Origin of the sequence: Alistipes provencensis (genome assembly GCF_900083545.1) — a bacterium.
Taxonomy (GTDB): domain Bacteria; phylum Bacteroidota; class Bacteroidia; order Bacteroidales; family Rikenellaceae; genus Alistipes; species Alistipes provencensis.
In genome coordinates this window covers 3243064-3258060 of record NZ_LT559262.1, presented here as the reverse complement: position 1 = coordinate 3258060, position 14997 = coordinate 3243064, and the positions used below count along the sequence as shown (strand labels likewise).

At 62.7% G+C, this 14997-nt stretch carries 10 protein-coding genes; all 10 read left to right on the top strand.

The features are described from left to right. Positions 1 to 149: 149 nt before the first annotated feature. The 10 genes from BN5935_RS12860 to BN5935_RS12815 all read left to right on the top strand — a co-directional run bounded on the left by BN5935_RS12860 (position 150) and on the right by BN5935_RS12815 (position 14975). Positions 150 to 1340, top strand: a complete 1191-nt coding sequence (locus tag BN5935_RS12860) for a saccharopine dehydrogenase family protein (protein ID WP_064976447.1) — start codon at positions 150 to 152, stop codon at positions 1338 to 1340. A gap of 238 nt (positions 1341 to 1578) precedes the next feature. Beyond that, on the top strand, positions 1579 to 2718 hold the full coding sequence (nspC, locus tag BN5935_RS12855) for a carboxynorspermidine decarboxylase (RefSeq protein ID WP_064976446.1): 1140 nt from the start codon (positions 1579 to 1581) through the stop codon (positions 2716 to 2718). A gap of 19 nt (positions 2719 to 2737) precedes the next feature. Further along, entirely contained in the window at positions 2738 to 4030 is a 1293-nt protein-coding gene (locus tag BN5935_RS12850; RefSeq protein ID WP_064976445.1) for a cysteate synthase, read from the top strand. A 20-nt stretch (positions 4031 to 4050) separates the two neighbouring features. After that, positions 4051 to 5151 carry a pectate lyase gene (pelA, locus tag BN5935_RS12845; RefSeq protein ID WP_064976444.1) on the top strand — a complete coding sequence of 367 codons (1101 nt, stop codon included), beginning with the start codon at positions 4051 to 4053 and terminating at the stop codon, positions 5149 to 5151. A gap of 137 nt (positions 5152 to 5288) precedes the next feature. Beyond that, a complete protein-coding gene (locus tag BN5935_RS12840) occupies positions 5289 to 7271 on the top strand; it encodes a TonB-dependent receptor (RefSeq protein WP_064976443.1) in 1983 nt (660 codons plus the stop codon). 164 nt (positions 7272 to 7435) lie between these two features. Next, positions 7436 to 9136, top strand: a complete 1701-nt coding sequence (gene ftcD / locus BN5935_RS12835; RefSeq protein ID WP_064976442.1) for a glutamate formimidoyltransferase — start codon at positions 7436 to 7438, stop codon at positions 9134 to 9136. Between the two features lies 1 nt (position 9137). Continuing rightward, positions 9138 to 11159 (top strand): urocanate hydratase, encoded by a 2022-nt coding sequence (locus BN5935_RS12830; protein ID WP_064976441.1) that lies wholly within the window; start codon positions 9138 to 9140, stop codon positions 11157 to 11159. 174 nt (positions 11160 to 11333) lie between these two features. Continuing rightward, positions 11334 to 12815: a histidine ammonia-lyase gene (hutH, locus tag BN5935_RS12825; protein ID WP_064976440.1), complete on the top strand. Its 1482-nt coding sequence runs from the start codon at positions 11334 to 11336 to the stop codon at positions 12813 to 12815. Continuing rightward, positions 12812 to 14059, top strand: a complete 1248-nt coding sequence (gene hutI, locus BN5935_RS12820; RefSeq protein ID WP_064976439.1) for an imidazolonepropionase — start codon at positions 12812 to 12814, stop codon at positions 14057 to 14059. The genes hutH and hutI overlap by 4 nt, the downstream gene beginning before the upstream one ends. Before the next feature lie 70 nt (positions 14060 to 14129). Next, positions 14130 to 14975: a bifunctional methionine sulfoxide reductase B/A protein gene (locus BN5935_RS12815; RefSeq protein ID WP_064976438.1), complete on the top strand. Its 846-nt coding sequence runs from the start codon at positions 14130 to 14132 to the stop codon at positions 14973 to 14975. The last annotated feature ends 22 nt before the right edge of the window (positions 14976 to 14997 follow it).

Genomic DNA, 14997 nt, shown 5'->3' with positions numbered 1-14997 from the left:
CCCCGCCCGCAAAAATTGCGCAAAACCCGCATTTTCCGTTTTCGTCGCACCGGGCCGTGAAAAATGCGGCGCCGATTTTGATTTGCCGAAATAAAAAGATATTTTTGTAGGCGTTAACGTGAAATTAACTTTAAAAATCCAATAACTCTATGTGTAAAGCGCTGATTATCGGTGCGGGAGGCGTCGGCACCGTGGTGACCCAGAAGATCGCCGCCAATCCCGTGTTCACGGATGTGATGCTGGCCAGCCGCACCAAATCCAAATGCGATGCCGTGGCGGCCGCCATCGGCGGCAACCGGGTGAAGACCGCCGAGGTCGATGCCGACAACGTGCCGCAGCTCTGCGAACTCTTCCGCGCGTTCCGTCCCGACATCGTAGTCAACGTCGCGCTGCCGTATCAGGACCTCACGATCATGGACGCTTGCCTCGAGTGCGGCTGCAACTACCTCGACACGGCCAACTACGAACCCAAGGATGAGGCGCATTTCGAATACTCGTGGCAGTGGGCCTATCAGGACCGTTTCAAGGCCGCGGGCCTCACGGCAATCCTCGGCTGCGGCTTCGATCCGGGCGTGACGGCCATCTTCACGGCCTATGCCGCCAAGCACCATTTCGACGAGATCCACTACCTCGACATCGTCGACTGCAATGCCGGCAATCACGGCATGGCTTTCGCCACGAACTTCAACCCCGAGATCAACATCCGCGAGGTGACCCAGAAGGGGCGTTACTACGAGAACGGAGAGTGGGTCGTGACCGAGCCGCACGAGATTCACCGGCCGCTCAACTATCCGGGCATCGGCGAGCGCGAATCGTATGTCATCTACCACGAGGAGCTGGAATCGCTCGTCAAGAACTATCCCACGATCAGGCGGGCGCGTTTCTGGATGACCTTCGGACAGGAGTACCTGACACACCTGCGCGTGATCCAGAACATCGGCATGGCGCGTATCGACCCGATTATTTATAACGGTGTCGAGATCGTCCCCATTCAGTTCCTGAAGGCGGTTCTTCCCGACCCCAAGTCGCTGGGCGCCAACTACCACGGTCAGACCTCGATCGGCTGCCGCATCAAGGGCGTCAAGGACGGCAAGGAGCGTACCTACTATATCTATAACAACTGCGACCACGAGGAGGCTTTCCGTCAGACCGGCACGCAGGCCGTGTCGTTCACGACGGGCGTTCCCGCAGCGCTGGGCGCCTCGATGTGGGCCAAGGGGCTGTGGCGCGGCGCCGGGGTGTTCAACGTCGAGGAGTTCGATCCCGATCCGTTCCTCGCCGAGCTGGGCGAGCAGGGACTGCCGTGGCATGAGCTGTTCGACGTGAACCTCGAAGTGTAGGTTTCGATGATTGCGGCGCGCCTGCCGCACATCCCTCAAATCCCCGAATGGGACGTACCTGAGTACTACCCGTCCGGGGGTTTTCACGATGTACGACATCTGCACCGTACTGATCGAAAACTCGGCACTGCATCCTGCTAAGTATAAATGCGTATTTTCCCGAAAACCGACGCCGCGCAGCATGGTTTTCAGGAGGTTTTTGCTATTTTTGCAACTGTTTTTAGCTAAAAACGATTCGATGATTGACTTTCTGAAACTGCCTTCGCCGTGCTACGTTCTCGACGAGGAACTGCTGGACCGGAATCTGGCTGCTGTCGACCGCGTGCGCCGGGAATCGGGCGCCGAAATTATCGTGGCCCTGAAGGCATGCGCCATGTGGAGTATTTTCCCCGAGCTGGCGCAGCACTCCGACGGAGCGACTGCAAGTTCTGCTGCCGAGGCGCGCCTCGTCTTCGAGGAGTTCGGAAAGCCCGCCCACACCTATGCCCCGACCTATACGGACCGCAATATCGACGAGATACTGCGTTGCAGCGACCATATCACCTTCAATTCCGTCTCCCAGTTCCAACGCTTCGGCCAACGGGCGCTCATCAGCGGCCTCTCGTGCGGCCTGCGGATCAATCCGCAGTATTCGCCCGTCGAGACCGACCTCTACAACCCCTGCGTTCCCGGCTCCCGGTTGGGTGTCACGGCGGAACAACTGGCGGCGCACGGCGGCCTTCCCGACGGCGTCGAGGGACTCCATTTCCACGTCCTCTGCGAGTCGCGCCCGGAACACCTGCAAAAAGCGCTGGAGGCCGTCGAGCGGCATTTCGGACAATACCTCGACCGGATCAAATGGCTCAACATGGGGGGCGGCCACCTGATGACCGCCTCGTGGTACGACTGCGACGCGCTGATCGCCCTGCTGAAGGGTTTCAGGGCCCGGCATCCGCACCTGCGGCTGATCCTCGAACCCGGCAGCGCCTTCACATGGCGCACGGGCTATCTGGTTTCGACCGTCGAGGACGTCGTCGAGAATGGCGGGGTGCATACGGCGATGCTCGACGTGTCGTTCGCCTGCCACATGCCCGACTGCCTTGAAATGCCCTATAAACCCGCCATCATCGGGGCGCACGATCCCGCCGAGGGCGAAAAACGCTGGCGCATGGGCGGCACGAGCTGTCTTGCGGGCGACTTCTACGGCGACTGGGCCTTCGACCACGACCTGAAAGTGGGGGAGCGCGTCGTTTTCGAAGATATGATCCACTACACGATGGTCAAGACCACGATGTTCAACGGCGTCCAGCACCCCGCGATCGTCATCGCCCGCCGCGACGGCCGCACGGACATTATCCGCGAGTTCGGCTACGAAGATTTCAGGAACCGCATGTCGTAAACAATACAAACACAGATAAATGAAAGATTTTACACCTACTTCCTACACTTTGGAGTGTGTCGCCACGGGGCGCCAGTTCGAAGATACCGGGTGGATGCTCACCGACCCGCAGTATAAGGAGCCGTCGCTCATCCGCGCCAAATACGCCAGCAAGCAGCTCGACGTGAAACCCGCCGACTGGGGCCTCTACCGCTTCGCGGACTGGATGCCCGTGCGGCGTATCCTCAAAGGTTCGTCGGCCCCCGTGACCTACAAGAGCAAGGGGCTGGCCGAGTACCTCGGACTGAAAAACCTCTGGATCACCTTCAACGGCTACTATCCGGCCATCGGCGCCACGATGACCACCTGCTCGTTCAAGGAGACCGAAGCCTACTCGGTCTGCGGCCGCGCCGCTGCCGACGAACAGCGCGTGCTGGTCGTGGCTTCGGCCGGAAATACGGCCCGCGCCTTCGCCAAGGTCTGCTCCGACAACAACATCAAACTGCTGCTGTCGGTTCCCTTCGACAATATCGACGCACTGTGGTTCGACCAGCCGCTGAACCCTTGCGTGAAACTCATCGCGTGCGATAAGGGCGGCGACTATTTCGACGCCATCTACCTGAGCGATCTGGCGCTGAAAGGCCCGGGCTTCTATGCCGAGGGCGGTGCCAAGAACATCGCGCGCCGCGACGGCATGGCCTGCACGGTCCTCTCGGCCGTGACGACCATCGGCCGCATTCCCGACTACTATTTTCAGGCCGTGGGCAGCGGCACGGGCGCCATCGCTGCTTGGGAGGCCAATATGCGTCTCATCGAGGACGGACGCTTCGGCTCGAACACCATGAAGATCATGGTGTCGCAGAACGCCCCGTTCGTCCCGATGTACGACGCTTGGCGGGCCGGTTCGCGCAAGATGCTGCCTTACGACGCCGACAAGGCGCGCCGCGATGCGGAGATCATCGACGCCAAGGTGCTGTCGAACCGTCATCCGCCCTATGCCATCGCCGGCGGGCTCTACGACGCGCTGAAAGCCACCGGAGGCGATTTCTTCGTGGCCACGAACGCCATGGCCCGCAAGGCCCGCAAACTTTTCCACGACCTCGAGGGCGTCGACATCTATTCGGCGGCCGGCGTCGCCACGGCGTCGCTCATCAACGCCGTGAACGCCGGAAAGATCGAGAAGGACGCCACCGTCATGCTCAACATCACGGGCGGCGGCGAGGAGCATTTCAAGGAGGGCAAAGAGCTCTGGTACCTCAAGCCGAGCCACGTCTTTCCGCTCGACCCCGATCCCGCGAACGTGGTGGAGACGGTCGAGGCGCTGTTCAACTGATACTTTAAATAATTGGGCTTATGAAAAAGACAATCATAGCTTTAACACTCGGTATTGCGGCCTTTTCCGCCGCTGCCCAGTCGCAGCCGCAGGTTTCGTCCAAACGTTTCGCCGATGCCGTGAACCACTGGAACAAGGAGCACGGCAAACAGACTTACGAACGCTATAAGCCCGACCAGTTCCGCGAGATCGCCGACAACATCGTGGCCTACCAGAACGCCGACGGCGGCTGGCCCAAAAACCTCGATGTCACGGCCAAACTCGACCCCGATTCGGTGAAAGCCTCGCTCAAGCCGCGCCACCGGCTCTCGACGCTCGACAACGCCAATGTCTATACGCAGGTGGAGTACCTTTCGAATGTCTTCGAGCTGACCGGCGACAGCGTTTACAGCACCTCCGCCCGCCGGGGCATGGAGTATATGCTTGCGACGCAATATCCCAACGGCGGCTGGCGGGGCTGGGACGCCGATGCCGTGACCTTCAACGACGGCATCATCTACGGCGTGCTCTCGACTTGGCAGGAGGTGCTGACGGGAAAATCCCGCTATGCATGGGTCGACGACGGCCTGAAATCTCGCATCCGGGCGTCGTGGGACCGGGGCATCGAACTGATCCTCAAGACCCAGTGGGTGCAGGACGGCGTGAAGACCGTCTGGGCCCAGCAGTACGACCACGAGACCCTCCAGCCCGTCAAGGCCCGCGCCTACGAACTCCCGGCGCTGTCGGCCTCCGAGAGTGCCGACATCGTGATGCTGCTGATGCGCATTAAGAAGCCCTCGCCCGAGGTCGTCGAGGCCGTCAAAGCCGCCGCTGCGTGGTTCGACCATACGAAAATCACGGGCAAGAAGGTCGAGACCGTTTCGGTGCCCGGGGGGCTTGCCGAGGACCCGAAGATCAAGAAAGACCGGATTCTGGTCGATGACCCCGAAGCCGCTCCGATCTGGCCGCGTTACAGCGAGCTGTCCGACAACCGGCCCTTTTTCGCCACGCGCGAGGGCGTGAAGGTCTACGACCTGCGCGAAGTCCCCGCCGAACGGCGTGTGGGCTATTCGTGGTACGGGACGTGGGGCGGCAAGGTGCTGAAAAAGTATCCCGAGTGGCTCCGGAAATTCGGAAAATAACCTGTGCCTCGGACGCAATTTCTCAAAGCGGGTCTTTACGGCCCGTTTTTTTGTACCTTTGCGGCGGTTTGAATCCGGAGTGTGCAGCCGGGCCGGTTCGGACCGCCGTTCTTTTTATTAACCCAAATTTCAAACACATGGAAAACATCCAAGCAAAGCAGTACCCCTGCTTCAAGCGCTGGAACCGCAAGGGCTGGTCGGTCTTTGCGAGCCTCCGCCGCTATGTAACCATCGGGGTTCTCTCTGCCGGGATGTCGATCCTGCTGCTTGCGACGCAAGGTGCGTCCGCGCAGAATGCCGACACGTCCGCTGTCCTCAAGACCTTGAGGATCCGGGAGGTAGGCATCACCGGGAGCCAGATGGCTCCCGCGCGCAACGCCCAGTCGCACACCCCGCTTTTCGACCGGAAAGCTCAGGCCCCGGCGCCTCTCCAGACGCTGGAAGCCGCCCTGCGCCTCGCGCCTTCGGTCGATGTCCGCGAACGCGGAGGCAAGGGTGCGCAGGCCGACATCTTCATCCGGGGAGGCTCTTTCGACCAGACCATGGTCCTTCTCAACGGCATCGATTTCACCGATGCCCGCACCGGGCACCAGTCCCACGCGCTGCCCGTCGATCTCGATTGCATTTCGTCCGTCGAACTGATCGACGGCGTGCCGGGCGTCGGCGCCTATGCCGGGGCTGTGAATGTCCGCACCGCGCCGCTGCGGCCCGCGTACCTGCGCTTCGAAGGCTCGGGCGGTCAGTATGGCTATGCCTATACGAATCTTTCGGGTGCGGTGAGTGCGGGCCGCTTCTCGGTGCTCGGCGCGGTCTCGTACCGCCGCAGCGACGGCTACCGGCACAACACCGATTTCTCCAATTACAACGCCTTCGTGCGTGCGACCTGCGACGGCGGGCGGGCCGGGTTCTTCGACCTGCAGGCCGGGTGGCAGGACCGCGATTTCGGCTCCAACGGCTTCTATGCGGCCTACAATCCCGACCAGTGGGAGCATACCTCGACGGCGCTGGCCTCGCTGCGGTGGCTGAAAACCGCGGGCCGCTTCTCGCTGGGGGCTGCCGCGAGCTACCGCAAGAATTTCGACCGCTACGACTGGACCCGCGGCACGGCGATGAACCGCCACAATACGGACAACGCCGGAGCGAAGCTCTGGGCCGACTGCCGTTGGGCGGCGGGCGTGACCTCCGCGGGCGGCGACTGGGCCTTCAACCACATTTACAGCACGAATCTGGGCGAGAAGCTCGCGGTTCCCGAGGGGCACTACACCCACGCCAAGGCGCGCCATACGGGCAACCTCTGGCTGCGGCACGCGAAGCAGTGGCGGCGTTTCGACGCGGCGGCTTCGGCAGGCGTCAGCCTCACACCCTACGGTACGTCGGCGCTGTGGAGCCTCTCGGCCGGGTGGACACCCGCCGAGGGCCTGCATGTCGGGGCCGGAGCGTGGCAGTCGATGCGCCTGCCGACCTTCACGGACTTGTACTACACCTCCCCGGCCCAGATCAACAACCTCGATCTTACACCGGAACACGCTGTGACATATCGCCTTGGCACGGATTACCTAAAGCGTTGCTGGAACGTATCGGCACAGGCTTACTACCGTGCCGGACGCGACATCATCGACTGGGTTTGGCGCGAGGACATGGACGGCAAGTGGCATTCGGAACAGTCGAGCCGTCTCGACACCTACGGTATTGAACTCGCGGGCGGCTATGCGGTTCCGGAGGGCTTCCTGCGTCGCGTGACGCTCTCTTACGGCTACATCACGACCGACCGGAATGCGGATGTCGTGGCCAAAAGCGCCATGGATTTCATGCGCCACAAGGCGGCCTTGGCCGTCGAGGTGTGTTTCCTGCGGCGGATGTCGCTGGCGCTGACCGGTTCGGTCTACGACCGCAACGGCAGTTATGCCGACTATCCCCGGCCGGGCGACTCCTCCGTCAGCGAGGTGCGCGACTACGAACCCTATTTCCTGCTCGACGGACGTCTGTCGTGGGAAAAAGGCGCCTGCCGTCTCTATGTCGATGCCACGAACATCACCGACGCCCGCTACTGCGACATCGGCGGCCTTCGCCTGCCGGGATTCTGGTGTACGGGCGGGGTGGTGCTGACCATCGGCAGGTAATTCCTCCCGGGGCATAGCCCTTCCGGCTGCAATCGGGGTCCGGTGCATCGTGCACCGGCCCTTTCTGTTTTTTGGAGAAGTGGGTCGTTTTTGTTACAGTTCTTTCGGAAAATTTCGGAATGTTTGTTACCTTTGAAGTATAAGAACTCCAAAGCAACGATTCTATGACAAACCGAATCATCGAATGCGTCCCCAATTTCAGTGAGGGATGCGATAAAAACGTGATCGGACAGATTACCGCGGCCATCGAGGCGTCCGGCGGCGTGAAACTGCTCGATGTGGACCCCGGCGAGGCGACCAACCGCACGGTCGTCACCTTCGTCGGCGAACCCGAAGCGGTCGTCGAGGCCGCTTTCGCAGGGGTCAGGCGGGCCGCCGAACTGATCGACATGCGCCGTCACAAGGGCGCGCATCCCCGCATGGGGGCCACCGACGTGCTGCCGCTGATCCCGATCGCCGGCGTCACGCTCGAAGAGTGCGCGGCGCTGGCCCGCAGGCTGGCCGAGCGGATCGCCGCCGAACTGCGCATCCCGACCTACTGTTACGAGGCCGCCGCCTTTGTCCCCGAACGGAAAAACCTCGCCGTGTGCCGCGCCGGGGAGTATGAGGCCCTGCCCGAAAAACTGGCACGCAAGGAGTCGGCACCCGACTTCGGGGCCCGGCCTTTCGACGAGGGCGTCGCCCGCACGGGCGCCACGACCGTCGGGGCCCGCGACTTCCTGATCGCCGTGAATTTCAACCTGAACACCACCTCCACGCGCCGCGCCAACGCCATTGCGTTCGACGTGCGCGAGAAAGGGCGCCCCGTGCGCGAGGGCGGTTCGCCCGTGGGCAAGCCGCTCAAAGACGCCGCCGGAAACCCCCTGATGCAGCCCGGCACATTGAAGGCCACGAAGGCTATCGGCTGGTTCATCGAAGAGTACGGCATCGCTCAGGTCTCGATGAACATCACCGACCTGTCCGTAACGCCTCTGCATGTTGCTTTCGACGAGGTGTGCCGCAAGGCCGACGCCCGCGGCGTGCGCGTCACGGGCACCGAAATCGTGGGGCTGGTCCCGAAGCGGGCGCTTGTCGAGGCGGGCAAATACTATCTCCGCAAACAGCATCGTTCGACGGGTATCGCCGAGGAGGAGATCGTCCGCATCGCCGTCAAGTCGATGGGATTGGACGACCTGAAACCGTTCAACCCTGCCGAAAAGGTGATCGAATACCTGCTTGAAGCAGAGGTTCAACAGAAGCGGCTTATCGACATGACCTGCAAGGCGTTCGCCGAGGAGACGGCGAGCGAATCGCCCGCTCCGGGCGGCGGCTCGATCGCGGCCTACATGGGTGCGCTGGGGGCGGCTCTGGGGACGATGGTCGCCAACCTCTCGTCGCACAAGGCGGGGTGGGACGACCGCTGGGAGAAGTTTTCCGACTGGGCCGGGCAGGGGCAGGCCGTTCTGAGCGAACTCCTGCGCCTTGTGGACGAGGACACCGCGGCGTTCAACCGCATCATGGCGGTCTTTGCCATGCCCAAGTCCACCGACGAGGAGAAGGCGGCCCGCAGCGCAGCCTTGCAGGAGGCGACGCTCTATGCCACGGAGGTGCCCCTGCGGACGATGAAGGCCGCGTCGCGGGTCTTTGCGATCGTGCGCGCCATGGCCTCGGAGGGCAATCCCAATTCGGTCTCCGACGCGGGTGTGGGCGCTTTGGCGGCCCGCAGCGCGGTGCTGGGGGCCTGTCTCAATGTGAAGATCAACGCCGCGGGATTGAAAGACCGTGCGAAGGCCGATGCGCTCGTCGCCGAGGCGAATGCGCTGGCCGCCGAAGCCGTGCGCCTCGAAGCGGAGGTGCTGGCGATCGTCGAATCTAAAATCGGATAGCATGACACGCGAAGAGTTTCAGAACGACATTCGCGCGGGTATTCCCGACCGGCTGCCCGCCGCGAAACCTTATGACAAACAGATCAACCATGCGCCCAAGCGCAAGGAGATACTCACGGAGGCCGAGAAGGCGCTGGCGCTGAAAAACGCCCTGCGCTACTTTCCCGCCAAGCACCACGCCGCGCTGGCGAAGGAGTTCGCCGAGGAGCTGCGCCGCTACGGGCGTATCTATATGTACCGCCTGCGTCCCGACTACGAGATGTATGCGCGGCCGATCGACGAATATCCGGCCCGCTGCCGGCAGGCGGCGGCCGTGATGATGATGATTCAGAACAACCTCGACCCGAGGGTGGCGCAGCATCCCCACGAACTGATCACCTACGGCGGCAACGGCGCCGTGTTCCAGAACTGGGCGCAGTACCGGCTGGCCATGCAGTACCTCTCGGAAATGACCGATCACCAGACGCTGGTGATGTACTCGGGGCACCCGCTGGGGCTGTTCCCGTCGCACCCCGACGCTCCGCGCGTGGTGGTGACGAACGGCATGGTGATTCCCAATTACTCGAAGCCCGACGACTGGGAGCGGCTCAACGCCCTCGGGGTGTCGCAGTACGGGCAGATGACCGCCGGGTCGTATATGTACATCGGGCCGCAGGGCATCGTCCACGGTACGACGATCACGGTGATGAACGCTGCGCGCAAGCGCTTCACGGCGGGGCGCACCGACACGCGCGGCATGCTGTTCGTCACCTCGGGTCTCGGCGGCATGTCGGGCGCCCAGCCCAAGGCGGGCAATATCTCGGGCGTGGTGTCGGTCGTCGCCGAAATCAACCCCAAGGCGGCGCAGAAACGCTACGAGCAGGGGTGGGTCGACGAACTGCATGAAGCGCTGGATGAACTGATACCGCGTATCCGTCAGGCTGTCAAGGCGAAGGAAGTCGTGTCGCTGGCCTATGTGGGCAACGTCGTGGACCTCTGGGAGCGGCTGGCCGCGGAGGAGATCGCGGTCGATCTGGGTTCGGACCAGACCTCGCTGCACAATCCGTGGGCAGGCGGTTATTACCCCGTGGGGCTGAGCTACGAGGCGTCGAACAAGATGATGGCCGAGGAGCCCGGGCGTTTCCGCGAATGCGTGCAGGAGTCGCTGCGGCGGCAGGTCGACGCCATCAATAAGCTGACGGACAGGGGAATGTATTTCTTCGACTATGGCAACGCATTCCTGCTGGAAGCCTCGCGTGCCGGGGCGGCGGTGACGGGCGAGGGCGGACGCTTCCGCTATCCCTCCTATGTGCAGGACATCATGGGGCCGATGTTCTTCGACTACGGCTTCGGGCCTTTCCGCTGGGTCTGCACCTCGGGGCGTCCCGAGGACCTCGAAACGACCGACCGGCTGGCCGCCGAAGTGCTGGAAGAGATTCGGAAAACGGCTCCCGACGATATCCGGGGCCAGTTGGACGACAACATTCACTGGATTCGGGAGGCCGGACGCAACAAACTCGTCGTGGGTTCGCAGGCCCGCATCCTCTATGCCGACTGCGAGGGCCGCACGAAGATCGCCGAGGCTTTCAACCGTGCCATTGCCGAGGGCCGTATCACGGCTCCCGTGGTGCTGGGACGCGACCACCACGACGTTTCGGGCACCGACTCGCCGTACCGCGAGACCTCGAACATCTACGACGGTTCGAACCTCACGGCGGACATGGCCGTGCAGAACGTCATCGGCGACGCCTTCCGTGGTGCTACATGGGTCTCGATCCACAACGGCGGCGGCGTGGGCTGGGGCGAGGTCATCAACGGCGGCTTCGGCATGGTGATCGACGGTTCGGAAGATGCCGACCGCCGCATCCGCGAAATGCTGCTGTGGGACGTCAACAACGGTATCGCCCGCCGGAGTTGGGCCCGCAACGAAGGGGCAGTCGAGGCCATCCGCCGCGAGATGGAGCGCACGCCGGGACTGCGCGTGACGCTGCCCAATTTCGCCGACGACGATGTCATTCTCAATGCACTGAACGATAATAATTAAACGCAATTAATTATACCAACCCTCCTGAGCGTACGCCATCTCCCTCCCTGAGGGAGGGGCGGGGTGGGGTCAGATTTGGATACGCCGCCGCAGGCGGCGAGCAACGGCCCTCCGGGATGATAAGCGGTAGGTATAAAATGATCATAGTTACCTGATTAAATTCTGTTATTTCAAATGGAACATCACCATATCACGGCGGATCATCTTTCGATAGATCGTGTCCGCGAAATCCTTGAACACCGCCTGCCGCTCGTGCTGAGCGACGATGCCCGGGCGCGCATCGTCCGCTGCCGCGAGTACCTCGACCGCAAGATGGAGAACCCCGAGCGACCTATTTACGGCATCACCACCGGTTTCGGGTCGCTGTGCGACATCTCGGTGGGGCGCGACGAGCTGTCGCGGCTGCAGCAGAACCTTGTGATGTCGCACGCCTGCGGCACCGGGGAGCGCGTGCCGTCGGAGATCGTGCGGCTGATCCTGCTGCTGAAAATCCAGTCGCTTTCCTACGGCCATTCGGGCGTGCAGTTGGCGACGGTCGAACGTCTCGTGGAGTTTTTCAACCGCGACATCCTGCCCGTGGTCTACCAGCAGGGATCGCTGGGCGCTTCGGGCGACCTTGCGCCGCTGGCCCACATGAGCCTGCCGCTGCTGGGGCTCGGGGAGGTGGAGTACAACGGGGAGGTCCGTCCCGCGGCCGACGTGCTGGCCGAGGTGGGGTTGGAGCCGATCCGGCTGCAGTCGAAAGAGGGACTTGCCCTGCTGAACGGCACGCAGTTCATGAGCGCCTACGGCGTCTGGTCGCTGATCCGGGCCCGCCGGCTGAGCGAGTGGGCCGACCGCATCGGGGCGCTGGCGCTGGACGCCTTCGACGGGCGCATCGAGCCTTTCTGCGACGAGGTGCACCTCATCCGTGCCCACCGGGGACAGTTGGCCACGGCCCGCGCCATCCGCGGCCTGCTGGAGGGCAGTGAACTGATCGTCCGCCCGAAAAAGCATGTGCAGGACCCTTATTCGTTCCGCTGCATGCCGCAGGTGCACGGGGCGTCGAAAGACACCATCGACTATGTGGAGAGCGTGCTGACCACCGAGATCAACTCCACGACCGACAATCCGACGGTCTTTCCCGAGGAGGATATGGTCGTTTCGGCGGGTAATTTCCACGGCCAGCCGATCGCCTTGGCGATGGATTTTCTGGCAATAGCTCTGGCCGAGCTGGGCAACATCTCGGAACGCCGCACCTATAAGTTGATTTCGGGGGCCCGCGAACTGCCGAAATTCCTTGTGGCCAATCCCGGGCTGAACAGCGGCTTCATGATTCCGCAATATACCGCCGCGTCGATCGTGAGCCAGTCCAAGGGGCTCTGCATGCCCGCGTCGGTCGACTCGATCCCTTCGTCGCAGGGGCAGGAGGACCATGTGAGCATGGGCTCCAACGCCGCTACGAAGCTTTGGCGCGTGGTGTGCAACACCGAGCGGGTGCTGGCCATCGAGCTGTTCAACGCCGCGCAGGCCATCGAGTTCCGCCGCCCGGCGCACACGTCGCCTGCGCTGGAACGCCTGCTGGCCGACTACCGGCAGCGGGTGCCATTCATCGACAACGACGAGGTGATGTATCCCCATATCGAAGCCTCGATCCAATTCCTGCATACGCTATGAAACTGCTGGTGAAGAATATCGGCCGCATCGTCGGCATCGAATCGACGGGCCGCCTCCGGGTCTGCGGTGCGGAAATGGACCGGCTGGAATGCTTCGACGATGCGTGGCTGCTGGTCGACAACGACCGTTTCGCGGCTTACGGACGCATGGACGAGCTGGGCGAGATCGCCGCCGACCGGGTGGTCGATGCCGAAGGGGGCATGCTCTTTCCGTCGTTCTGCGACTCGCACACCCATCTGGTCTATGCCGGGAGCCGCGAACAGGAGTTTCTGGACAAGATCAACGGCCTCTCCTACGAAGAGATCGCCCGGCGGGGCGGGGGAATCCTCAATTCCGCCGACCTGCTGCACGAAACCTCCGAGGACGACCTCTATGCGCAGGCGATGGAGCGCGTGCGCGAGATCGCGGCGATGGGGACGGGGTGCGTGGAAATCAAGAGCGGCTACGGGCTCTCGACCCAAGACGAGCTGAAGATGCTGCGCGTTATTCGCCGCATCCGCGAAACGTCACCGCTGGAGGTGCGCGCCACGTTCCTCGGGGCGCACGCCGTGGCCCGGGCCTACCGGGGACGGCAGGGGGAGTATGTCGACCTGATCTGCAACGAGATGCTGCCGGCCGTGGCGGCCGAAGGGCTGGCCGATTTCGTCGACGTCTTCTGCGACGAGGGCTTTTTCACCGTCGAAGAGACGGCCCGCATCCTCCGGGCCGGGCGCAGGTTGGGCCTGCGGGGGAAAATCCACGCCAACGAACTGGCCGTCTCGGGTGGCGTGCAGGTGGGGGTGGAGCACGACGCCCTTTCGGTCGACCACCTCGAACGCATGGGGGCCGAGGAGATCGAGGCCCTGCACGGCGCGGTGACCATGCCGACGCTGCTGCCCGGTGCGGCGTTTTTCCTCGGCATGAGCTATCCCCCGGCCCGGGAGATGATCGGCGCGGGGCTGGGCGTGGCGCTGGCTTCGGACTACAATCCCGGGTCGTCGCCCTCGGGCAACATGCGCATGGTCGTTTCGCTGGCCTCGATACGCATGAAGATGACCCCCGCGGAGGCCATCAACGCCGCGACGCTCAACGGAGCCTATGCCATGGGGCTGAGCCGCGACTACGGAAGCATCACTTTAGGTAAAGTGGCCAACTTCTTCATCACGAATCCGATGCCGTCGGTCGAGTTCTTCTCCTATGCCTACCAGACGCCCCTTATCCGGCGCGTTTTCTTAAAGGGAAGCGAGTTTCCTGTTCAGGCTTAGTTTTTGGATGATGAGAAACAGGTGGTTGATAATTTGCCTCGCATTGTGCGGGGCCGTAAATGCACAAAATATGAAACCGTTGACACCGGAAGAGAAGCGGGTGATCGTCGACAAGGGCACCGAGGCGCCCTTTACGGGTCGCTATTACAAACACAAGGAGCCGGGGACTTACGTCTGCCGCCAGTGCGGGGCGCCGTTGTACCGCTCGGCGGACAAGTTCGATGCCGGATGCGGCTGGCCGAGTTTCGACGACGAGATTCCCGGGGCCGTGAAACGCACGGTGGATGCTGACGGGCGGCGCACGGAGATCACTTGTGCCAAGTGCGGCGGTCATCTGGGCCATGTATTTGCGGGCGAGGGTTTTACGCCCAAGAATACGCGCCACTGCGTCAACTCCCTCTCGCTGGAGTTCGTGCCCGAGGCCAAAAAGGAGCAGACCGAGACGGCGATTTTCGCCGGAGGCTGTTTCTGGGGTGTGGAGCACCTGCTTTCGAAGGAGCCGGGGGTATTGGACGTCGAGTCGGGCTACATCGGCGGCCACACCGAGAATCCCACCTACGAGGAGGTGTGCAGCCACCGCACGGGGCATGCCGAGGCGGTGCGCGTGACGTTCGACCCCGCGAAGGTCTCCTACGAGCGGCTGGCACGGCTGTTTTTCGAGATTCACGACCCCACGCAGGTCGACCGGCAGGGTCCCGACATCGGCGACCAGTACCGTTCCGAGGTCTTTTACACCACGCCTGCCCAGCGCGAGACGGCCGAAAAGCTGATTGCCGAACTGCGCGCGAAGGGCTACGATGTCGTGACCGAGGTTACACAGGCCACGACTTTCTGGCCCGCCGAGGGGTATCATCAGGACTATTACGACCGCAAAGGCACGCAGCCTTATTGCCACGCTTACACCAAGCGTTTCTAAAATGAAAACTCCCGGCCATGCG

Coding starts and splice junctions, on each gene's coding strand:
- pelA (WP_064976444.1), top strand. CDS start 4,051: ATGAAAAAGACAATCATAGCTTTAACACTCGGTATTGCGGCCTTTTCC.
- BN5935_RS12840 (WP_064976443.1), top strand. CDS start 5,289: ATGGAAAACATCCAAGCAAAGCAGTACCCCTGCTTCAAGCGCTGGAAC.
- hutH (WP_064976440.1), top strand. CDS start 11,334: ATGGAACATCACCATATCACGGCGGATCATCTTTCGATAGATCGTGTC.
- BN5935_RS12850 (WP_064976445.1), top strand. CDS start 2,738: ATGAAAGATTTTACACCTACTTCCTACACTTTGGAGTGTGTCGCCACG.
- ftcD (WP_064976442.1), top strand. CDS start 7,436: ATGACAAACCGAATCATCGAATGCGTCCCCAATTTCAGTGAGGGATGC.
- BN5935_RS12815 (WP_064976438.1), top strand. CDS start 14,130: ATGAAACCGTTGACACCGGAAGAGAAGCGGGTGATCGTCGACAAGGGC.
- nspC (WP_064976446.1), top strand. CDS start 1,579: ATGATTGACTTTCTGAAACTGCCTTCGCCGTGCTACGTTCTCGACGAG.
- BN5935_RS12860 (WP_064976447.1), top strand. CDS start 150: ATGTGTAAAGCGCTGATTATCGGTGCGGGAGGCGTCGGCACCGTGGTG.
- hutI (WP_064976439.1), top strand. CDS start 12,812: ATGAAACTGCTGGTGAAGAATATCGGCCGCATCGTCGGCATCGAATCG.
- BN5935_RS12830 (WP_064976441.1), top strand. CDS start 9,138: ATGACACGCGAAGAGTTTCAGAACGACATTCGCGCGGGTATTCCCGAC.